At 71.4% G+C, this 20,539-nt stretch carries 19 protein-coding genes; 6 read left to right on the plus strand and 13 right to left on the minus strand.

Annotated elements, in window-relative coordinates:
* Positions 1-170: 170 nt before the first annotated feature.
* Positions 171-1,715 carry a protoporphyrinogen/coproporphyrinogen oxidase gene (locus ACTJJZ_RS04100; RefSeq protein ID WP_440719902.1) on the minus strand — a complete coding sequence of 515 codons (1,545 nt, stop codon included), beginning with the start codon at positions 1,713-1,715 and terminating at the stop codon, positions 171-173.
* Entirely contained in the window at positions 1,712-2,770 is a 1,059-nt protein-coding gene (gene hemE, locus ACTJJZ_RS04105; protein ID WP_440719903.1) for a uroporphyrinogen decarboxylase, read from the minus strand. Before hemE ends, ACTJJZ_RS04100 begins: the two co-directional genes overlap by 4 nt.
* A gap of 131 nt (positions 2,771-2,901) precedes the next feature.
* On the opposite strand from hemE, the gene ACTJJZ_RS04110 reads away from it, so the two are divergent.
* The 3 genes from ACTJJZ_RS04110 (at position 2,902) to ACTJJZ_RS04120 (ending at position 5,470) form a co-directional block, all read left to right on the plus strand.
* Positions 2,902-4,218, plus strand: a complete 1,317-nt coding sequence (locus tag ACTJJZ_RS04110) for a glutamyl-tRNA reductase (protein ID WP_440719904.1) — start codon at positions 2,902-2,904, stop codon at positions 4,216-4,218.
* Between the two features lie 299 nt (positions 4,219-4,517).
* A complete protein-coding gene (arr, locus tag ACTJJZ_RS04115) occupies positions 4,518-4,928 on the plus strand; it encodes an NAD(+)--rifampin ADP-ribosyltransferase (RefSeq protein WP_440719905.1) in 411 nt (136 codons plus the stop codon).
* A 167-nt stretch (positions 4,929-5,095) separates the two neighbouring features.
* Positions 5,096-5,470 carry a YybH family protein gene (locus ACTJJZ_RS04120; RefSeq protein ID WP_440720065.1) on the plus strand — a complete coding sequence of 125 codons (375 nt, stop codon included), beginning with the start codon at positions 5,096-5,098 and terminating at the stop codon, positions 5,468-5,470.
* Between the two features lie 42 nt (positions 5,471-5,512).
* Here ACTJJZ_RS04120 and ACTJJZ_RS04125 read toward each other — a convergent pair whose 3' ends face one another.
* Complete coding sequence (locus ACTJJZ_RS04125) at positions 5,513-5,896, minus strand: type II toxin-antitoxin system VapC family toxin (RefSeq protein ID WP_440719906.1); 384 nt, start codon at positions 5,894-5,896, stop codon at positions 5,513-5,515.
* On the minus strand, positions 5,893-6,117 hold the full coding sequence (locus ACTJJZ_RS04130) for a FitA-like ribbon-helix-helix domain-containing protein (RefSeq protein ID WP_205812683.1): 225 nt from the start codon (positions 6,115-6,117) through the stop codon (positions 5,893-5,895). Before ACTJJZ_RS04130 ends, ACTJJZ_RS04125 begins: the two co-directional genes overlap by 4 nt.
* Before the next feature lie 98 nt (positions 6,118-6,215).
* Between ACTJJZ_RS04130 and ACTJJZ_RS04135 the strand changes: the two genes are divergently transcribed.
* A complete protein-coding gene (locus ACTJJZ_RS04135; RefSeq protein WP_440719907.1) occupies positions 6,216-6,797 on the plus strand; it encodes an HhH-GPD-type base excision DNA repair protein in 582 nt (193 codons plus the stop codon).
* 132 nt (positions 6,798-6,929) lie between these two features.
* On the opposite strand, the gene ACTJJZ_RS04140 is transcribed toward ACTJJZ_RS04135, so the two are convergent.
* The 6 genes from ACTJJZ_RS04140 to ACTJJZ_RS04165 form a co-directional block, all read right to left on the minus strand.
* Positions 6,930-8,483 carry a family 20 glycosylhydrolase gene (locus ACTJJZ_RS04140; protein ID WP_440719908.1) on the minus strand — a complete coding sequence of 518 codons (1,554 nt, stop codon included), beginning with the start codon at positions 8,481-8,483 and terminating at the stop codon, positions 6,930-6,932.
* Positions 8,480-9,403, minus strand: a complete 924-nt coding sequence (locus ACTJJZ_RS04145; RefSeq protein WP_440719909.1) for an endo-beta-N-acetylglucosaminidase H — start codon at positions 9,401-9,403, stop codon at positions 8,480-8,482. The genes ACTJJZ_RS04140 and ACTJJZ_RS04145 overlap by 4 nt, the downstream gene beginning before the upstream one ends.
* Before the next feature lie 23 nt (positions 9,404-9,426).
* Complete coding sequence (locus tag ACTJJZ_RS04150; protein ID WP_440719910.1) at positions 9,427-12,573, minus strand: glycoside hydrolase domain-containing protein; 3,147 nt, start codon at positions 12,571-12,573, stop codon at positions 9,427-9,429.
* A 163-nt stretch (positions 12,574-12,736) separates the two neighbouring features.
* The gene (locus ACTJJZ_RS04155) at positions 12,737-13,651 is read right to left on the minus strand and encodes a carbohydrate ABC transporter permease (RefSeq protein ID WP_440719911.1); all 915 of its coding nucleotides are present in this window, start codon (positions 13,649-13,651) and stop codon (positions 12,737-12,739) included.
* Entirely contained in the window at positions 13,648-14,529 is an 882-nt protein-coding gene (locus ACTJJZ_RS04160) for a carbohydrate ABC transporter permease (RefSeq protein WP_440719912.1), read from the minus strand. The genes ACTJJZ_RS04155 and ACTJJZ_RS04160 overlap by 4 nt, the downstream gene beginning before the upstream one ends.
* A gap of 66 nt (positions 14,530-14,595) precedes the next feature.
* Positions 14,596-15,900 (minus strand): extracellular solute-binding protein, encoded by a 1,305-nt coding sequence (locus tag ACTJJZ_RS04165; RefSeq protein ID WP_440719913.1) that lies wholly within the window; start codon positions 15,898-15,900, stop codon positions 14,596-14,598.
* Positions 15,901-16,070: 170 nt separating this feature from the next.
* Here ACTJJZ_RS04165 and ACTJJZ_RS04170 point away from each other — a divergent pair, with 170 nt between their 5' ends.
* Both ACTJJZ_RS04170 and ACTJJZ_RS04175 read left to right on the plus strand, forming a co-directional pair.
* Complete coding sequence (locus ACTJJZ_RS04170; RefSeq protein ID WP_440719914.1) at positions 16,071-16,361, plus strand: hypothetical protein; 291 nt, start codon at positions 16,071-16,073, stop codon at positions 16,359-16,361.
* Positions 16,358-17,656 (plus strand): glycoside hydrolase 5 family protein, encoded by a 1,299-nt coding sequence (locus ACTJJZ_RS04175; protein ID WP_440719915.1) that lies wholly within the window; start codon positions 16,358-16,360, stop codon positions 17,654-17,656. The genes ACTJJZ_RS04170 and ACTJJZ_RS04175 overlap by 4 nt, the downstream gene beginning before the upstream one ends.
* A 24-nt stretch (positions 17,657-17,680) precedes the next feature.
* Here ACTJJZ_RS04175 and ACTJJZ_RS04180 read toward each other — a convergent pair whose 3' ends face one another.
* The 3 genes from ACTJJZ_RS04180 to ACTJJZ_RS04190 all read right to left on the minus strand — a co-directional run bounded on the left by ACTJJZ_RS04180 (position 17,681) and on the right by ACTJJZ_RS04190 (position 20,489).
* Entirely contained in the window at positions 17,681-18,160 is a 480-nt protein-coding gene (locus tag ACTJJZ_RS04180; RefSeq protein ID WP_440719916.1) for an adenylyltransferase/cytidyltransferase family protein, read from the minus strand.
* A 116-nt stretch (positions 18,161-18,276) separates the two neighbouring features.
* Positions 18,277-19,341 carry a matrixin family metalloprotease gene (locus ACTJJZ_RS04185; RefSeq protein WP_440719917.1) on the minus strand — a complete coding sequence of 355 codons (1,065 nt, stop codon included), beginning with the start codon at positions 19,339-19,341 and terminating at the stop codon, positions 18,277-18,279.
* A 125-nt stretch (positions 19,342-19,466) separates the two neighbouring features.
* Positions 19,467-20,489, minus strand: a complete 1,023-nt coding sequence (locus tag ACTJJZ_RS04190; RefSeq protein ID WP_440719918.1) for a LacI family DNA-binding transcriptional regulator — start codon at positions 20,487-20,489, stop codon at positions 19,467-19,469.
* Positions 20,490-20,539: the final 50 nt, after the last annotated feature.

Here is a 20,539-nt window from a genome sequence, read left to right on the forward strand (position 1 = left end):
TCCTCACGATGTGGTCGACCTTGCGGACCTCCAGCGTAGCCCTGTATTCCGTTTTCGGCATCTATCGGGCGCAGGGGGTTGACTTCCGGAGCAGGGGCTGTCACGTTCCGCCGCCCGGCACCGCGATGCGTCCGGCGCGGGCGGTCAGCCCCGGAGCGACTCCGGGGCGGTCAGCCCCAGAGCAGCGCGTGCCGGAGGCGTTCGGCCTCGGCCCTGGCGTGCGGGACGACCTGGGCCAGGCCCGTGCCGCTCAGCCACGCGCCGGTCGCGGCGACGCCGGGGACGGCCGCGATCGCGGCGGCTGCGGCGGCCCGCCGCTCGGCGGCGCCGAGCACCGCGGAGGGCTGCGCCTGCACGAAGCGGGCGCGGTGGCTGCCGCGCAGCTGTTCCGGGTGCAGTGCCACGCCCAGCAGCGCCGAGGCCTCGGCGAGGGCGAGCCCGGCGGCGGCCTCGTCGTCGAGAGCGGCGGTGGCGGGATCCTCGCCCTGCGACCCGAACGACACCCGCACGACGTGCCGGCCGGCGGCCGCGTCGCGCAGCCAGCGCCACTTCGCCGTGCTGTGCGTGAGCGCCTTGGCCGTGTGCGAGCCGGGCACGGTGAGCACGCCGGATCCGCGCGGGGCGGCGTCGAGCGCGGGGGCGTCCAGCACCAGCGTGACGATCTCGATCCGCGGGGACGATCCGGCGGCCACGTCGTCGAGGCCGGGCACGTGCGGGGCAAGCAGGCGGCGCGCGGTCGTCTCGTCGGCGGCCAGGATCACGGCGTCGAAGCGCTCGGGGTCGATCGCCGGCGCCCCTTCACCGCGGTCGCCCACCGGGCCGGGCGCCGTTCCGTCCTGGTCGCCTGCGGCGTCCTCGCCCGAGCGCAGGGATCCCTCCGCGGTCCGCACGATCCAGCCGTCCCCGTCGCGCTCCAGCGCCTCCACCGGGGCGGCCGTGCGCACCTCGGATCCGAGCAGCTCGATGCGGGCGGTCAGCGCGTCGACGAGGGCGGACATGCCGCCGGACAGCCCCTGCACGGCCGCGCCGGGGGCGCGCTCCGCTCCGCCGGTGACCTCGGTGACCGCGCCGGAGAGCGATCCGGCGCGGGTCAGCGCCGCGTTCAGGGTCGGGGCGGCGACGTCGACGTCGATGTCGTCGGGATGCGCCGAGTACACGCCGGTGCTCACCGGGGCGACCAGGCGGTCCAGCACGCGCTCGCCCATGCGCTTGCGCACGAGCCGGCCGAGGCTGCGGTCGTGGCCGATCGTGAGCGGTGGCCGGAGCCGGTCCAGCCAGGCCCGCCAGGTGCCGCCCCAGCCGATCACGCGGCGCACGTCCTCCGCGAACGGGTTCGCCGGGATGCCGAGCAGGCCGCCCTTCGGCAGCGGCGCGGCCCCGCCCGGGATGCCAGCGACCCAGGCGCCGCCGGGCTCCGGCGAAGCCACGAGCTCCCCCAGCCCGAGCTCGTCGATCAGCGCCCGCACATGGCCGCCGCGCACCGCGAAGCTCTCCGCCCCCGCGTCGAAGGCGAGCCCGTCCGCCTCGCCGCGGCGGACCGCGCCGCCCGCGTGCTCCTCGGCCTCGAACACGGTCGCGTGCGCTCCGATCGCGGCGATCGACTCGGCCGCGACGAGCCCCGCGACGCCTCCGCCGATCACCGCGACGTGCAGGCGCCCGGCCTTCTCGGCGAGCTCGGGCGCCGGGTGCTGCTCGGGCGCCGGGTGCCCGGTCACCGTGAGGCTCCCGCGGTGGCCCTCTCCGCGCCGACGAGGTGCACGAGTTCCACGATGCGGGTGAGGACGCCGGGGTCGGTCTCCGGCGGCACGCCGTGACCGAGGTTCAGGATGTGTGCGCGCGCGGCCCCGCCACGGTGCAGCACGTCGCGGACGTGCGCCTCCAGCACGGGCCACGGCGCGGTCAGCAGGGCGGGGTCGATGTTGCCCTGCACGGTCACGTCGTCGCCGAGCACCGCTGCGGCCTCGTCGAGCGGCAGCCGCCAGTCGACGCCGACCGCGTCGGCCCGTCCGTCCAGGCGCATGTCGGCCAGGAACGGTCCGGTGCCGACGCCGAAGTGGATCACCGGCACGTCGATCCCGTCCACGGCGGCGGCCGAGTGCGGCGCGACGAACGCGCGGTAGTCGGCGGGGCTGAGCGAGCCCGCCCAGGAGTCGAACAGCTGCACGGCGCTCGCGCCGGCCGTGCGCTGGGCGTCGAGGAACGTGCGCGAGATGCGCGCGAGCCAGCCTGCGAGCCGGTTCCACGAGTCCGGATCCGTGTGCATCATGGCCCTGGCGCGCAGGTGCTCCTTGGACGGCCCGCCTTCGACGAGGTAGGCGGCGAGCGTGAACGGCGCGCCCGCGAAGCCGATCAGCGGCGTGGTGTCGCCGAGCTCGGAGACCACGAGCCGCACGGCCTCCGCGATCGCCGTCGTGTCGAGGGATGAGGGGTCGATCGCGGTGATCCGGTCGACGTCGGCGGCGGTGCGCACCGGCTCGGCGAACACCGGGCCGCGGCCGGGCTCGATATGCACGTCGACGCCCGCGAGGCGCAGCGGCACCACGATGTCGCTGAAGAAGATGCCCGCGTCGACCCCGTGGCGACGCACCGGCTGCAGCGTGATCTCGGCCGCGAGGTCGGGCGTGAGGCAGGCGTCCAGCATGCGCGTGCCCACCCGCAGCTCGCGGTACTCGGGCAGCGAGCGCCCGGCCTGACGCATGAACCAGACCGGGGTGCGGTCGGGACGGTCGCCGGCGAGGGCGCGCAGCAGGGGGGCATCGATGAGGGGCATGGGTCCATTCTCGCCGACGAAGCTCTGCGACGGATGCGAGCCGAGGCGGCGCCGATCGGCGGATCTCGACGGCGTGTCGGCTCGTGACGGCTTCCAGGATCCGCAAAGCCCGGCGCGCGTAAACTTCCAGAGTGCTGCTCTGCGTCACGGCGAACCACAAGACCGCCCCCTTCGACCTCCTCGAGCGACTCAGCCGCACCCCGGAGGACCTCGCCGGATCCCTGTCCGAGACCTCCCGCGGTGCCGTCGTGCTCGCGACCTGCAATCGCTTCGAGGCCTACGTCGACGTGGACGGTCCCTCAGCCGACGCCGACGTGCGGCGGATCCTCGACATCGTCGCCGAGCGCAGCGGCATCGAGGCGGACATCCTGCACGCCTCTTCGACGGTGCACTCCGGCCCCCGGGTCGTCGAGCATCTCTTCTCCGTCGCGTCCGGCCTCGAGTCGGTCGTCTCGGGCGAGGGCGAGATCGCCGGCCAGGTGCGCCGCGCGCTGTCCTCTGCCCGGAAGCACGGCACCACCTCCCCCGAGCTCGAGCGCCTCTTCCAGCGCGCGAGCGAGGCGCAGCGCAAGGTCAAGAACGACACCGCACTAGGACGCGCGGGGCGCTCGCTGGTGCGGCTGGCCCTCGAGCTCGCGGACAGTCGGATCGCCGACTGGAGCGCCGCCCGCGTGCTGCTCGTCGGCACCGGCGCGTACGCCGCGGTCACCCTGGCCACGCTCCGCGAGCGCGGCGCGCAGGACGTCAGCGTGCACTCCCCCTCCGGCCGGGGCGCCGCCTTCGCCGCCAAGCACGGGATCCGTTCGCTGCCTGCCGCCGAGTACCCGCGCGCAGCCGCGAACGCCTCGATCGTGATCACCTGCACGAGCGCCGAGGAGGTGCTCGACGCGGCGATCCTGCGTGCAGGGCGCGGCCCCGCGCTCGCACCCGTCGAGACCGCGGGGTGCCCCGTTCCCGGCCATGCGGCCGGCTCCGGATCCGCACCCTCGCAGCTCATCATCGATCTGGGCATGCCCCGCAACGTCTCCCCCGACGTCGCAGGCGTCGAAGGGGTCGCGCTGCTCGACCTGGAGACGATCCGCCTGCACGCGCCGCTCGAGGAGCTGCAGGCGACCGATGCCGCGCGGTCGATCGTGCGCGCCGCCGCGGCCACCTTCCACGAGGTCGGCGCCCGCGAGAGCGTCACGCCGGCGGTCGTCGCCCTGCGCGCGCACATCTTCGAGCTGCTCGAGTCCGAGATCGACCGCGCCCGCCGCCGCGGCGACGACGGCCAGGTCGAGCAGGCGATGCGCCACCTCGCCGGCGTGCTGCTGCACACCCCCACGAGCCGCGCGCACGAGCTCGCCGCGCAGGGACGCGGGTCCGAGTTCATCGCCGCCGTCGAGACCCTGTACGGCCTGACGGCCGAGACTCCCGCCGCCCAGGAACCGGACGCCGCCTCGGCCTGAGCCTCGGCCCGGCGCGCACGGTGCGTCGTGCACGGTCCCTGGGTGCACGGCCCTCATGCACAGCCCTCGTGCAAGTCCCGTCGTCGCGCATGGTCCGTCGCGCACGGTGCGTCGTGCGTGGCCCGCTTCTGCGGGATGGATTCCGCCGCTCCGGACGGGCCGGGAGCAGCGTTATCCATCTCCCCCGCCCCCGCCCGGGTCTCCAGAGATGCATTTCGCCGCTCTCCGGCCTTGCCGGGCGGCGTTTTCCATCTTTCTGGGCGGGCGGAGCCACAGTGCTCCCCGGCTAGTCTGAGGGGGTGAGCGATGCGGACGACGCCGGCCCGTTCTTCCACGGCACCAAGGCCGCCCTGCAGCCGGGGGACCTCCTCAGCGCCGGGTTCCGGTCCAACTACCGGCCGGAGGTCGTGATGAACCACATCTACTTCACCGCCCTGCGCGACGGCGCCGGGCTCGCGGCCGAACTCGCCGCCGGGGACGGATCCCCGCACGTGTACCTCGTCGAGCCGACCGGCGCGTACGAGGACGACCCGAACGTCACCGACAAGAAGTTCCCCGGCAACCCGACCCGCTCCTACCGCAGCACGGATCCGCTGCGCGTGATCGAGGAAGACCACGACTGGACGCGTCTCACGCCGGAAGCCCTGCAGGAGTGGCGCGATCGCCTCGCCGCCCTCCGCGCCGACGAACGCGGCGAGATCATCAACTGAGCTCTCCGAGCGCGGCGCTCCGGGCGCGTGGTGGCGCAGTCCGCCCGGTGCCACACTGGTCCCATGGCCCTGCACATCACCGGAGACACCGCCGACGACGCCCTCCTCACCGACAACCCGCTGGCGCCGCTGGTGGGCATGCTGCTGGACCAGCGAGCGCGTTGACTATGGGCGAGGGCGGATCAACGGCTCTCCACTTCATCCGCGAGTATGAGCGCCGTACGAACAGTCATGATCTCGAACAGCTCGCCCCGCTCATCGCGGAGGATGCGACGTACTGGTTCTCGGACGGCTCGCACGTCGGACGAGCAGCGATCCTGGCTGCGATCGGCGAGACCTTTGAGACCATCCAGGATGAGGCGTATTCGATCGCGGACGTCGAAGTCATCGCGGAAGGGCCGGAACTCGCCGTTCTCCGCTATACGTTCCACTGGTCGGGTCTCGTGGAAGGATCCCCACGGTCGGGAAGCGGGCGCGGAACGAACGTCGCGGTGAGCAGGGGCGGTCAGTGGTTCATGCTCCACGAGCACCTCAGCGTGTAACCGCTCAGCCGGAGGGCAGCGACGCCAGTCATGCACGAAGAACTACGGCAGCAGTGCGCAGTCCGGAGCGGATGCCGCGAGACGAGCATCGAGAGTCAGCAACGAGCACTGCGCCGCGCGTGCGAGCACGACGTACATCGCGTCATACGCGCTGACGTTGTGCCGCAGCGCGTAGACGGCTGGGAGCATCGACATCATCGGCATCTGCTCGACTCCGAGCGCGTCGAACTCACCGAACGCGCGCAGCGCCTGCTCATCCGTGATCTGTTGGCTGAGAGACCATCCCCGGATGACGGAGGCGACTTCAGCCGTGAGGTGCTGCGGCGCCAGCAGCTCATGCCCGTCGATCAACGCGGCCGCCCTTCGGCCTGCCTCGGTGCCGAACAGGATCTCGGCGACCGCGGATGCGTCGATGACGAGTGTCATCGACCGGGCCGCTGCTCGGCGAGCACCTGTGCTGCAGGTTCGAGCGTGGTGACGCCACGACTCGCGATCCGTTCCAGCAATTCAGCCCGACTCGGACGCGTCGCGAGGCGGTCGAGCTCGCGCAGCAGGTAGTCACTCAGCGAGCGACCCTCGAGTGCAGCCTTCGCCTTGAGTGCACGACTCGTCTCGTCGGAGACATTTCGAACCTGGATCGTCGTCATGCAACAAGCATATACCACATGCATTCTGCATGTGCAGTGCATCGAACGATCCTGGGCCACCATTCCCGCGGCATCGGCTCGGATGCCACACTGGTCCCATGGCCCTGCACATCACCGGAGACACCGCCGCCGACGCCCTGCTGTCCGACAACCCGCTGGCGCTGCTGGTGGGCATGCTGCTGGATCAGCAGGTCGCGATGGAGACCGCGTTCGCCGGCCCGCTCAAGATCGAGCAGCGCACCGGCGCGGTCGATGCGGCCCGGATCGCGTCCTACGACCCCGACGAGTTCATCGCGGCGTTCCAGCAGTCGCCGTCGGTGCACCGGTTCCCGGGCTCGATGGCCGCACGGGTGCAGGCGCTCTGCCAGACGCTCGTGGACGACTGGGACGGCGACGCCGCGCAGCTGTGGACGGCGCCCGATGCGACCGGATCCGCTCCGGACGGGGCCGAGGTGCTGCGCCGGCTGAAGAAGCTCCCTGGCTTCGGCGAGCAGAAGGCGAAGATCTTCCTGGCGCTGCTCGGCAAGCAGTGCGGCTTCACCGGCGCCGGCTGGCGCGAGGCTTCGGCCCCGTACGGCGAGGAGGGGTCCTTCCGCTCGGTCGCCGACATCGTCTCGCCCGAGTCGCTCGCCAAGGTCCGTGAGCACAAGCGCGCGATGAAGGCCGCCGCCAAGGGCTGACCGGGGTGCACCGAGGAAGGGCGCTCACCGGCTCCGACCGTTCGCAATTCAGGATGAATTCCGGGGAAGCCCGTCGAATCGACCCGCTGAGGCGCTTCTCAGCGAATCCGTCCTGAATACGGTCGCGTCGATTCAGGTCAGGACTTCCCCGATCGCGGCGTCCAGCTCCTCGAACTCCGAAAGCGTCAGGGCGGATCCCGCGTTCCAGGCCCGCTCTGCCATCGCCCGTAGCGGCGCACGGATCCCCGCCGCGACCTCGGCGGGCGTCTGCGCCTCTGGCCGGTCCGCCCACACGGCGAAGCACGCGCCGAGCAGCAGCGCCGGGTATGGCCGCGACAGCTCCTGCCGCACGGTGCTCTGCCCCTCGGGACCCCACAGGGCGGGGAACAGACCCGGGTGCCAATCGGCGTCCCAGATCCGCGCCGCCGTCGGGTAGCGGTAGCCCGCGTTCTCGCCGAGCACGTAGTAGAACAGCGCGTCGTTGACGTTGACCAGCCGGTGGCCCGCGGCGACGGCCTCGGCGACCGGCCGCATGGCGGCGTTCCAGTTGGTCCACCAGGTCAGCACGACCTCAGGATCCAGCCGTTCGTGCATGCTGCGGAGCAGTCCGTCGTTCCAGGCCCTGGCCTCGAAGCCGCGGGCCCGGAGATGCGCGGCGACGCGGTTCACGAACGCGGTGAGCAGATCGAAACCGGTTCCCTCTGCCCCGTACCGCTCGGCCGCCGCGGCCGCCAGCGCCGGGAAGGCGTCGATCCGGTCGAAGTCGACGAACTCGTCGCCGCCCAGGTTCCAGCGGGTGCTGTGCGGGAACACCGGGATCATGTCGTCCACGAGCGCGAGGGCGAAGCGGATCGGATCCTCCCGCGTGATGTCCAGCGCGTGGTCGGTCGCGAGTCCGGGCGACACCGGCAGGCGCAGCTCCGGGCGTGCGCCCAGCGCGTGCCGAAGGTGGCCCGGCATGTCCAGCGACGGGACCAGGTCGATGTGCAGATCCCGCGCGGTCGCGACGATCAGCGCGGCCTCGGCCCGGCTGATCCGCTCGTCCGAAACGATCTCGGGGAAGACCTCCGACTCGAGCCGGAATCCCTCGTTCTCGGAGAAGTGCCACTGGAAGACGTTGACGCCGACATCCGCCGCGGCGTGCAGCTGCGCGCGGATCCACTCCGCCGGATAGTGCTTGCGCGCCGCGTCGAGATGCAGGCCGCGCTCGGCGACCGCCGGCGCAGACCGCACGCTCCCCCGCGGGATGGCGCCCTGCGCGCGCAGGTTGTGCAGCAGCTGCCGTGTGGCCCGGAACACCCCGGCCGCAGAGGCCGCGGTGACGACGATGTCGTCGGCGACGTCGATCGTGAACGACTCGTCCGGCCGGGCCGGGTCGGTGCGGGCGCCGCGTCCGGTCTCGCTCCCGCCGCGTCCGTGCCCGCCCGATGCCCCCGGGGCCGGCGGGCCCGGAATGCTCGGCGGACGCAGCCGCAGCCGGATCGCCGGATCCGCGGCGTCGCCGGTCCCCGCGATCCCATACGCCCGGAGCTCGGTCTCGAGCCGCACGGCCTCGCGGTGCAGCCCTGGGCTCGCCGCGATCACGCGCACCCGCTGCGGCTTCCACCGCCCCGGAGAGGGCGCGAACCGCGTGGGCTGCGGGAGGGCGAGCCAGCGCGGCCGGCCCGCCCCCTCGCTGCCGCTCACGGCACCGGTGTGTAGACCGTCGCCAACCCGGTCAGCGGTTCGGTGATCGCCGAGACGTACGCGGAGTGGTCGCCCGCGCGGAGGTCGTAGGTGACGTACGCGCCGTAGCCTTCCGCCTTGGTGCGCACGGCGAACTCCGCCGCGGTGTCCACCGGCGTGCGGTTCAGATCGACCGCGGCCGGACCGAGCTTCGACGCGTCGATACGGCTGAGCTGCGGCACCTCCCACGATCCGTACCAGGGGTTGAGCACGTAGTCGACGAGCTGGCCGACGCTGATCCCCTGGTACTCGGTGGTCTCGGACGCCGGGCCGATGTTGTAGAGGGTGATGAGCTTGTGCGGACCCATCTTCGTCCTCAGCTCCTTGACCAGGTACGGGAACGAACTCGCGTTCGGCTGTCCCGTGCCGTTCTTGCCGTACTCCGACCACTCGTCGTCGAAGTCGATCCCGTCGAGCCCGTACTTCTGCACGACGTCGGCGAGCTGCTGCGCGAAGGCGCCGGCCTCCTTCCGCGACCCGAAGTTCGCCAGTCCCGCCCCCTGGTGGTTGCCGAGGATCGACAGCAGCACCTTGGTGCCACGCTTCTGCAGCGGCCGGATCTGCGTGTCCGCGTTCTGCAGTGTCCAGGTGACCCGGTCGTTCAGAGACAGATAGGCCTGTGCCTTCTCCGTGTCGTAGTCGATGTTGGCGGCGAAGATCATCGCCGCGTCGAAGGCCGGCCGATCCGTGCCCGCCAGGGTGTAGTCGGCGACGTGGGACAGGTCGTTGCCGTTCACCTCGACGTAGACCACCCGTTTCGGGTCGCTGTGCGCGTCCGGGGCTGTCGCGTGCGCGGCGGTTCCGGCGACGAGGGATCCGGCCAGGGCCAGCCCCAGCGCGACGACGCCCCCGGCAGCGCGGCGACGATGACTGCTGCTCATGTGTTTCCTCCGTGTCCTTGCGTTCAGGCGGCGCCGGCCGGCGCGCCCTGCCCGACGATCGGGAGATCATCGAGGTCTGTGAGATCGAAGAGCTCCAGCTGGCGCAGCGAGAGCGGCGCGAGCGCGCGCAGGCGCAGCATCCGCGCCCGCACCGGACCGGAGAACGAGAACGGCGTCGTGCGGTCCGCGAGGAGCGGCTCCGCGTGGGTCGTCGGAGCGGGGATCCAGACGGATCCGTCATCGCTCGCCTCCCAGACCCAGCCTCCTGCCGGTGCGGGGTCCGCCGCCGTGATCGTGACATCGGTCACGATCCGCGGCGCGTCGAAGCACCAGCCGACGCCGGCGCCAGGAACGAGGGGCAGGTCCTGGGCCGATCGGCCGTCGTCGAAGATCCCAGCCGCGCCCGAGCCGCGGACTCCGCCGCCGGGCAGGGCGTGCGGCATGCGCTCATCCGGCCGGAGCAGGAACGGGGCCCCGCGCTGTGCCGACGTCAGGTCCGGACGATGCTCCCCGGGGACGCGGCGCGAGCGCCGCCAGAGCCGGCTCTGCGCCGCCTCGACAGGGTCGGCGCTGAACCGCAGCTCCAGCTCCGCGTCGGCCGCGAGCGCGTCGATCGGCAGCACCGGCCGCTCCAGCTCGACGCCGTTCAGGGTCGCGCGCACGAGCAGCCGGGCTCCCGCGCCCGCACGGATGGACCGGATCCGCAGCAGCGATCCGCCCGACCTCCGCACGACGATGTCGTCCTGCAGCGGGGATCCGATCCGCAGCTCTCCCGAGGCCGGTTCGAGCGGGTAGAGGCCGAGCGCCGCCCACAGCCACCACATGCTCATCTCGCCGTTGTCCTCGTCGCCGGGGAATCCCTGGCCGATCATCCCGCCGGCGAACAGCCGCTCCGCCAGCGCATGCACGGTCGCGCCGGCCAGCCAGGGGCGATCGCTGTGCACGTACATCCACGGGATGTGGTGCGCGGGCTGGTTGGAGATCGCGCACATGCCGCTGCGCAGCGCGCGGGCCTCGCGCTGCTCGTGGATCACCGTGCCGTATGCGCCGCCGAAGCGCTCGTCGGCGGTCTCCGGCTCGGCGATCAGCCGGTCCAGGTGCGCCCCGAGGCCGGAGGGTCCGCCGTACAGCGCGGCGACGCCGGCGCCGTCGTGCACGGCGCTGACCGACATCCCCCAGGCGTTCGTCTCGACGTAGTCGCCGCCCCAGGTCCTCGGCTCGAAGTGCTCACGGCGGAAGGATCCGTCCGCATCCCTCCCCCGGAAGAAGCCGTGGCCGGCGTCGAAGAGCTGCCGGTACGACAGGGACCTGTTGCGGAAGTATCGCGCGAGCGCCCGGTAGCGCGCCGCCGGCTCCGCGTCGCGGCCGGCGCTGCGCTCCGCCAGCCGCTGGGCCAGGTGTGCGATCCCCGCATCGGCGATCGCGTTCTCCAGGCTCCAGCTCATGCCCTCGTGCGTATCGGTCGAGACGTAGCCCGCGAAGCGCCCCCGCGCGATGCCCTTCCTGCCCGTGCGCGGATCTGGAGCGGGCTCGCAGGCGTTGCGCCACGCGCTCCCGAACGCGGCGGCGTGGTCGAACGGGATCCCCCAGCGCTCGCCGTCCGCGAAGATCTGGTCGCTGGAGGTGCCGACCATCGAGTCGACGTAGCCGGGGGCGCTCCAGCGCGCCATCCACCCGCCGCGCCGCCACTGCTGCAGCAGCCCGTCGAGCAGGGAGCCGGTGCCCGCTGGGTCGAGCAGTGCGAGCGCGGGCCACGCCGTGCGGTAGGTGTCCCAGTAGCCGTTGTTCACGAACAGCTCGCCGTCGCCGACCGGCGCGCCGGTGCGCTCCTCCCCGTGCGGTGCGGGAGCCGTCATCGGATCCGCGAAGCGCCGCCCGGAACCGGTCTGCTCGGACGCCGTGTTCGGATAGAGGTGCAGGCGGTACAGGGCGCTCGCGATCTGTTCCCTCGCCTCCCGGTCCGCAAGCCCGTGATACGCGCGATCCTCGTCGGGGAGCGGCGGGAGCTCGACGGCCTCGAGGAGGCCGTTCCACTCGTCGCGCAGCCCGGCTCGGATCGCCGCGAAGCCGCGCTCGGGGCCGAGCTCCTCCGCCAGGTTCCGCCCCGCCTGCGCGACGGAGAGGAAAGACTGCGCGATCCGGATCTCCAGCGCGCCCCGGCCCGTGAGGTGCCCCGCCACGCGGTCCCTGCCGGCGTCGGCGAGCATGCCGGCGTCCTGCACCGATCCGACGACGCACCCCGCGAAGAACGTGCGCGGGGCGCTGCCCCAGCCGAGGTCGCCGCCGTGCGCGGGCCCCTCGGGGATCCAGCCCTCGAAAGCGCCTTCGGGCGACAACCGGAGCCTGCCCTCGTTCGCGAGCTGGTCGATGACGAATCCGACGACGGCGTGCGGATCCTCCGCCGTCACCCGGAAGGCCCCGCCGTGCGAGGTCGCTGTCATCTCCACGCGCAGCCCTTCGCGCAGCTGCGCGCGATACTCGAACGGGCGGGCGGTCTCCCCGCCGGGCAGGATCCGCATCCTGCGTGCCGCGTGATCCGACGCCGGCGCGCCCAGGAACGGCATCACCTGCAGCACGCCGCGGTCGCCGATCCACGGACTCGGCTGATGCGAGAACTGCAGCGCCTCCAGGGCCCGTCCCTCCTCGTCGTCGTGGACGGACCAGCGGTACGGCCAGCGCGACTCCGCCGCGTCGGTCGCCGGTGTGAGGAAGCAGAAGCCGTGCGGCACGGCCACGATCGGGATCGTGTTCCCGCGGGAGAAGCGCGGGCCCGCGTGGCTGCCGCGGCGCGTGTCCACCCGGTCCGCGGCGGTCGGGGTCTCGGCCCCTTCCCTGCCGCCGTCGGCGCCCTCCGCGACGACCACCTCGACGAACCCCGAAGCCGTGCCGGACACCCCGTGCAAGGATGGCGCTCCGAGGACCACCTCGAGAGCGGCCGTCCGGCCCCGCCACGGTGCGAGCGACACGGAGTCCGCGTTCCACTGCTCGGGCATCGACCAGCGCGCCGCGAACTGCGCGGCGGCGCCGAGACCGAAGCCGTACCGGTCCCGCACGCGCGGATCCTCGCTCAGCCGGGATCCGTCGTCGAACACCGCATCCACGGTCACCGCGAGCGCGGCGTGCGGCGTGCGGACCGCGTCCTCGCCGTCCGCGTAGAACGCCCAGTGCACGATCGTGTCCGCGGTGACGGCGACGTCGCCGAGGCGGGGCAGGNCTGCTCGCCCTGCCCCGCCTCGAACCGGTAGGCGAGGACCTCGCCCCCGAGCACCCCCGCGAACGGACGGGACGAGGGGGGATCGGCGGGTCCGGCGGCCGCCGCCAGTGCGGGGCTGCTCATCCCTTGACGGCGCCCTCCTGCACGCCGGAGAAGAAGAACCGCTGCGTCACGGAGAACAGGACGATGATCGGCACCAGCGCGATGATGGTCCCGGCGGCGATGAGTCGCGGATCCGGCGAGAAGTTGCTGTTCAGGTATGCCATGCCCACCGTCAGCGTGTAGTTGTTCGGATCCGTGATCACCATGAGCGGCCAGAGGTAGTCGTCCCAGGCGCCGATGAAGGTGAAGATCGCGACCACGCTGACCATGCCCCGCACGTTCGGCCAGACGATGTGCCGGATCCGCTGCCAGGTCGTGGCTCCGTCCACGGTCGCCGCATCCAGCACTTCCGAGGGGATCATCCGGCACGCCGTGGCGACAAGCAGCACGTTCATCGCCCCGATCGCGCCGGGCAGGATCACGCCCCAGAGCGTGTTGGCGAGCCCGAGGCCGTTGATCGTGAGCAGGTTGGACGTGACCGTGACCTCGCCGGGCAGCAGCATCGTGGAGAACAGGATGCCCAGCGCGATCCCCTTGCCGCGGAACTTCATGCAGGCCAGCGCGTAGCCTCCGAAGACCGCGAAGATCACGTTCGTGACGACCTGCACCACGGCGACGAAGAGAGAGTGCCACGCATACTGGTACACCGGGATGAAGTCGGTGACCTTCGTGTAGTTCTCCAGCGTCGGCTGGGTCGGGATCAGGTTCGGCGGGAACGTGTAGAGGTTCTCGCCGGGCCCCTTGAACGAGGTGGAGAGCTGCCACAGGAACGGCCCGATCACGAGGATCAGCACGATCACGAGCAGGATGTAGCGGAAGACCAGTCCGCCGACGGTCGGCTTGCTGATGTCGCCCGCTCCGCCGCTGCGGAACAGCTTCTCCTTCGCCGGCTTCCGAGAACCCTCCTGCACGATGGCTGCGGTGGCGCTCATGACTTCACCTTCTTCTCGCGGTTCAGCAGCGCGATTCCGACGAGCGGGATCAGGGTGAGCAGGAACAGCGCGACGGAGACCGCGGCCGCGTAGCCGAGGTTGCCGTTCAGCCCGGCTCCGGCCTGGCGGATCAGCATGACGATCGACATGTCGTAGCCGCCCGGTCCGCCGGTGTGGTGGGAGAGCACGTCGAGCTCGGTGAAGATCCTCATGGCGGAGACCGCGATGAGCACGGCGATGAGCAGCATCGCTCCGCGCACGCTCGGGATCGTGACGCTCAGGAAGCGACGGAACGCACCCGCTCCGTCGAGCATGGCCGCCTCGTGCAGGTCTTTGCCGACGTTGCCCAGAGCGGCGAGGTACACGACCATGTAGTACCCCAGGCCCTTCCAGACCGTCAACAGGATCGCACAGGCCAGCAGCCACCAGCGATCGACGAGGAAGGCGATCGGCTTGTCGGCGACGCCCATGAACTGCAGCGCCTGGTTGATGATCCCCTTGCTGTCGAACAGCCAGCTCCAGATGAGCGCGACGACGACGACCGAGGCGATCACGGGGAAGTAGAACGTGGTGCGGAACAGCGCGATGCCGGGGATCGTCTTCTCCACGAGCAGCGCCAGCAGCAGCGGCAGGATCGTCAGCAGCGGGACGCAGACGACCACGTAGATCAGGCAGGTGAGCAGCGCGTACTTGAACTGGTCGTCTCCGAGCAGCTTCGTGTACTGCGCGAGTCCGACGAACTGCGGCGTGCGCAGGGGCTTGGCGTTCGTGAAGCTCAGCACGACCGTGTTCAGGAACGGCCACAGCGAGAACACGGCCACCCAGACCACGGCCGGGCCGACCAGCAGCCAGGGTGTGTACCAGCGGTGCGACTGCACCGGCCCGCGCCCCCGGGGGCCGGCGTTCGCGACNCGACGCCGGCCCCCTTCGATGTCAGCGCGCGCTCACTTGTCGATGCGGTTGTCATTGGCGTTCTTCACGATCTTGTCCAGCGCCGCTTTGGGCGTGATGTCGCCGCGCACGGCGAGCGCCATCTGCTGGTTGAGGAACGTGGTGTCGGCGCCGGTCCACTGGTACGGCGTCGCCTTGGCCTTGGGGAGCGCGTCGAACATGATCTTCATGGCCTCGGCCTGCGACGGCGGCACGTTCGGGTCGCTCTCGACGGCCTTGACGACCTCGTCCGCGCCGTTCGCGGTGCCCGGCGCGAAGCCGATCGCGAGCTTGACGAACGCGACCTGGTTCTTCTCGTTCGTGGCGAACTCCGCGAACGCGAGCGCCGCGGCCTTGTTCTTCGAGTCGGCCGAGACGTTCAGGCCCTGCACGAACAGCGGCGGGACCCCGGGGCGGGCCGATGCGGCGGTCACGTCGACCAGCGTCGGGGCCTTGGTGCGCAGGTCGCCCGCGAACCCGGATCCGCCGGTGGAGTAGGCGACCTTGCCCTGCAGATACATCTCGGCGTTGCCCGAGTAGGTGCCGCTCAGCGCCTCCGGCGGCATGGCCCCGGCCTTGTACGCGTCGGCGTACTTCTGCACGATCTTCTCCGCCTCGGGGGTGTTGAACGTGAAGTCGCCCTTGTCGTCCATGATCTTGATGCCCGCCGAGACGAAGGTGTCCAGCCCCGGCATCGAGGAGACCAGCATGACCTTGCCCTGCGAGTCGGTCGCGACCTTCTTGGCCAGGTCCAGCCAGGCGTCGGTCGTGGTGGGGAGGTTCTCCTTGGTGACGCCGTAGGGCTTCAGCTGGTCGAGGTTCCACCAGGACTCGTCGCTGCCGATGTACCAGGGCAGGCCGTAGGTGCCTTTGATCCCGGTGTAGCTGCTGTAGGCCTCCCAGCCGCCCTTGTTGTACTGGGTCTCGAGCTTCGGATCCGCCTCGGCGAGATCGAGGAGCTTGTGCGCGGCGACCAGCGGATAGCCGATGTCCGGCGGCAGGTTCAGCACGTCGGGCAGGGTGTTCGAGTTGGCCTGGCTGAGGATCTTGTCCTGGTAGCCGTCCCCGGGCTGGTCGAGCCACTCGACCTTCACCTTCGGGTGCTCCTTCTCGAAGTCCTTGATGAGGTTCTCGAAGTACGGCGTGAACTTCTCGTTCTTCAGCGACCAGGTCTGGAACTTGATCGTGCCGCTGAGTTCGCCCGAGGTGTCGACGGCGCCCCCGCTCGCGGCGCCTCCGCCACCGCCGCCCGTGCACGCGGTGAGGGCGAGGGCTGCGGCCGCGGCGATGCCGACGGCCATGGTTGCTCGGAATTTCATGGACTTTCTCCTTCGAAGTGGTCCAGGGCGCATCGCCGGCCGGCGCTCGCATCCCGTCACTAAAACGATATAGTGTGCCAAGCATGCCACACCGGCCCGATCTCGTCCAACAGCGCCGCAGACCGCCGACGGATCCACCAAATCCCTTCAGCGACTCCAGGAGGAACGCGATGAGCAGCCCCCGTCGCCCGAACGTCGCGTTCGCACCGGCCGACGACCGCGGCTCGAACGCCGGCGGCGCCGACGCGAGGGGATTCCCGGACACCGGCGACACGACCTATCCTCCGGAGTGGGAGCTGTTCGATCCGGGGAAGGATCCGGACGAGCTCACCCGCGTGCAGCTCGATCCCGCGTACGCCGGCAACCGGAGCGAGCCGATCCCGACGCCGTGGGATCTCCCGCAGGAGCTCGGCGACCCGCCCCACCCGCGCCAGCCCGTTCCGGAAGGACGTACCCGATGACCCTCAGCCAGGACGCACCGCTGCGGTTCGGCGCGAACTACACCCCGTCGCGGGGGTGGATGCACGCCTGGCTCGACCTGGACCTCGACGACGTGCGCCGCGACTTCGCGGGCCTCGCGGCCCTCGGGCTGGACCATGTGCGGATCTTCCCGCTGTGGCCGGTGCTGCAGCCGAACCGCACGCTGATCCGCGACAGCGCGCTCGCCGACGTGCGCGCGGTGGTGGACGTGGCCGCGGAGTTCGGGATGGACGCGAGCGTCGACGTGATCCAGGGGCACCTCTCCAGCTTCGACTTCATCCCCTCGTGGCTGTCCACCTGGCACGACAAGAGCATGTTCACGCACCCGCAGGCCCTGAGCGGTCAGGTCGCGCTCATCGAGCGGCTCGGGGCAGCGCTGCGGGAGGCGCCGAACTTCCTCGGCTTCACGCTGGGCAACGAGGTGAACCAGTTCTCGGCGGCCGTGCACCCCTCGCCCTGGCCGGTCACCCCCGGCGAGGCGGCCACCTGGCTGACCACGCTGCTCGACGCCGCCGACCGTTCCGCTCCCGGCCGGCCGCACGTGCACAGCGAGTACGACGCCGCCTGGTACATGGACGGTCACGGCTTCGTGCCGGCGCACGCCAGCCGGATCGGCGCGATGACGACCGTGCACTCCTGGATCTTCAACGGCACGGCGCAGCGTTACGGCGGCCGGAGCGTCGCGAGCGACCGGCACGCCGAGTACATGATCGAACTGTCGCGCGCGTTCGCGGCGGATCCGGCCCGTCCGGTCTGGCTGCAGGAGGTCGGCGCGCCGTCGAACTGCCTCGAGCCGGAGCAGACTCCGGGCTTCCTGGAGGCGACGGTCCGCGCCGCCGCCCGCACGGAGAGCCTCTGGGGGGTGACCTGGTGGTGCTCGCACGACGTCAGCCGCGAGCTCGCGGACTTCCCGGAGCTGGAGTACTCGCTGGGCCTGATCGACCAGAGCGGATCCGCCAAGCCGATCGGCCGCCGCTTCGCCGAGATCGTCCCCGAGCTGCGCGTCCGCCGGCCGGTGCCCGCGCGCACCACCGCGATCGTGATCGAGGTCGACCGGGACGAGATCCCGGTCAGCCGTGCGGCGATGAGCCCCGGCGGAGCGATCTTCCAGGCCTGGGTCGACGCCTGCGAGAGCGGCGCCGACGTGGCGTTCGCGACCTCGCTGACGGCGGACGATCCCGCCGCCCTCGCCGCCCGCGGGATCGCCGACCTGATCCGCCCCGATCTCAGCCGCGGCATCGGGGTCTACTCGTCGAGCAACACCGTCGTGGACTGATCCCGTCCGCCAGCCGGTCGGGACTCAGGCCAGGCCGTTGACCCGTTCGGCCTCCTTGGCCGCGACGATCTTGCGCAGGCCGGAGCTGGAGAAACGGTGGTCGCGGCTGTTGAAGTACAGCTCGATGCCCGCCTCCTCGCAGTACGAGCGTCCCGTGAAGTCCCGGTGCTCGTACTCGTCGCCGACGATGCGGACGTCGAGCTTGAACGAGCGGAGGATGTCTTCCAGGTCCTGCTCGGTCGAGTACGGCACGATCTCGTCGACGTAGGAGCAGCCGCGCAGCTGGATGTAGCGCTCGACGACCGTCTGGGTCGGGGCGTTCTTCTCCGGGCGGTCCAGCGTGGGGTCCATCTGCAGCCCGCAGATCAGGTAGTCGCACTGCCGCTTGGCCTCGGCGAGCATCATGATGTGCCCCGCGTGCAGCAGATCGAAGGTGGAGAAGGTGATTCCCACCCGCGGTCCCGGGTTGTAGTCCTGATGCTTCGTCACTGCTTCCAACGTCATCGGCGTTCCTCTCGTGAGCCGGAACGACTCTATCGAACGCCGGAAGGCCGACCCTGATCGGGCCGTCAGGAAGCCGGAGTCACGCCGTCCGACGCGCTGCTCGCGCTCCCCAGCCCTCAGTACAGGTGGTGGATCCCGGTCAGATCACCGAGCCCGAGCGACCGCTGACTGGTCTCGCACGCGAGGGATGAGGGCTTCATCACCTGACCGCTCGACTGCGCGACGTGGTTCAGCCCGAAGACGTGGCCGAACTCGTGGGTCGCGACGCCCTGGACGTCGAAGGCCGAACCGGTGCAGGTGTCGGCTGCGCTCCACGCGTACGACGTCGAGAGGCGGATGTCCGAGGAGATCGCCTCACCCGCGTTCGTGGACCACGTGCAGGTGACCGCGAGCGTTCCCGTGGGCAGCGATCCCCATCCGACCACGTTCGCGCCGTCGCTGGATCCGCACGATCCGGCATCGGTGACGGCGGGTGCGGCGGGCGTCGTGCCGAGATACGACTGCTGCGCGGTGGTGTGCACGGACGTCCCGCAGGCCGTGATATCGCCGGTCCAGGCGGACGCGGCGCGCTCGATGGCCGCCGACGCGTCGGCGCGCTCCCCCGCCGGGTCGTAGCTCCAGTCGATCGGCTTCGCCCAGGCGTAGCCCATCAGCGTGTAGGACGAGTCCGAGCACTTCGCGGGCGCGGGAGCGGTCGGCGCGGGAGCAGGGGCGGGAGCGGTCGGCGCGGATCCGAAGAGGCCGCCCAGGTTCAGCCCGCCGAGACCGAGACCGGCCAGGTCGAGACCGAGCAGCTGCGCGCCGTCGGCCTGACCGCTCGCGGCCGCCGGGGCGGAGTCGCTCTGCGCCTGGAGCGCGCCCGGTGAGCCGTGCCAGACGCCGTCGAGGCCGACGGCGAGGCCCGCCGCGCCGAAGTTGCGGATCGACACGTCGGCGAGAGACGCCCCGCTGCCGTCGTCCGAGGAGGTCGCGACGACGGACTCGCCCGGTTGCGGGATGGGGAACTCGCGCCCGTCCGGGAGCTGGACGCTGCCCGAATCGGCGACGCACCCCGCCTCCACGCCGAGGATCGAGAGGACCGGCGCGCCGCAGTCCTGAGCAGCCGCAGCGGCAGCCTGAGCAGGGAGGACGGTGAGTCCTCCGAGGGCCAGCAGTGTGGCGCCGATTGCACGAAGTCTCATCGCGACCTTCCTGGGACGAAATTGTTCCGGACGGCCGCTCGGCGACCTCGCCCATCATCACCCGGCCGATGGGACGAGGCAAGCAGTATTTCGGTTGCGGACCGCAGAGAGCGGCCCGTTCCCGGTCACGTCCGCGGCGCCGCCGTGCTCTCCCTGATGGTCAGCACGGGCGTGGGACCCCGCCGCGCCGGCAGCGGGCCGGGATCATCGATCGCTTCGAGCAGGAAGACCGCCGCCTGCTCGCCGAGCGCGAAGGTGTCGCGGGTCAGGCAGGTGATCGAGGGGTGCACCAGGCCGGTCACCACGGAGTCGTCGAAGGACGCGACGGACAGCGCCGCTGGCACCGGCACGCCCATCTCCTGCGCGACCCTGAGACCTGCGATCGCCATCACGTCGTTGTCGTACACGATCGCGCTCGGCCGGGCGGCCCGGCTCAGCAGAGCGCGCGTGGCCGCCGTGGCCGCGGCCGGCGAGAAGTCCGTGACGAGCGTCTCGCCGAGGACCGCACGCGGCGCGAGAGCGGAGAGCACGTCGGCACGGATCCGGGTGTGCTGGAACTCGGCGGGGCCCGAGACGTAGGCGATCTCGCGGTGGCCGATCGCGGCGAGGTAGTCGAACAGCGAGTGCGCCGCCGCCTCGTCGTCGAGCCAGATCGAGGGCGGATCGCCGGCCGACTCCTGGCTGCCGATGACCACGGCGGGCAGCGGCAGCGACGGCAGCAGCGACAGCCGGGGATCCTCGTCACGGGGGTCGATCACGATGACGCCGTCGACCTGGTTGGCGCTGCGCCAGCGGCGATAGGTCGCGATCTCCTCCTCGATCGACGAGACGACCACGAGCTGCAGGGCGATCCCGTGCCCGGCGAGCGCCGACTGCACGCCGGCGATCAGGTCGGTGAAGAACGCCTCGGTGCCGAGGGTGCGGGCGGGCCGGTTCACCGCGAAGCCGACCACGCCGGCACGGGATCCGACCAGGGCGCGTGCCGCGGAACTGGGCTGCCACTGATGCTCTTCGGCGATCTCGAGGATGCGCTGCCGGGTCTGCTCGCTGACGCCGGGCCGTCCGTTCAGCGCGAAGGACACCGCCCCGGGTGACACGCCCGCGAGCCGGGCGATATCGGCGATGGTGGTGCGCTTCGCCTGTGACATAGACTCACCGTACTAGATCGTTTTAGTTGAGCATCTCGCCGAGCGCGACA

It is taken from the genome of Microbacterium sp. 22242 (assembly GCF_052045495.1).
In the GTDB taxonomy this organism is placed as follows: domain Bacteria; phylum Actinomycetota; class Actinomycetes; order Actinomycetales; family Microbacteriaceae; genus Microbacterium.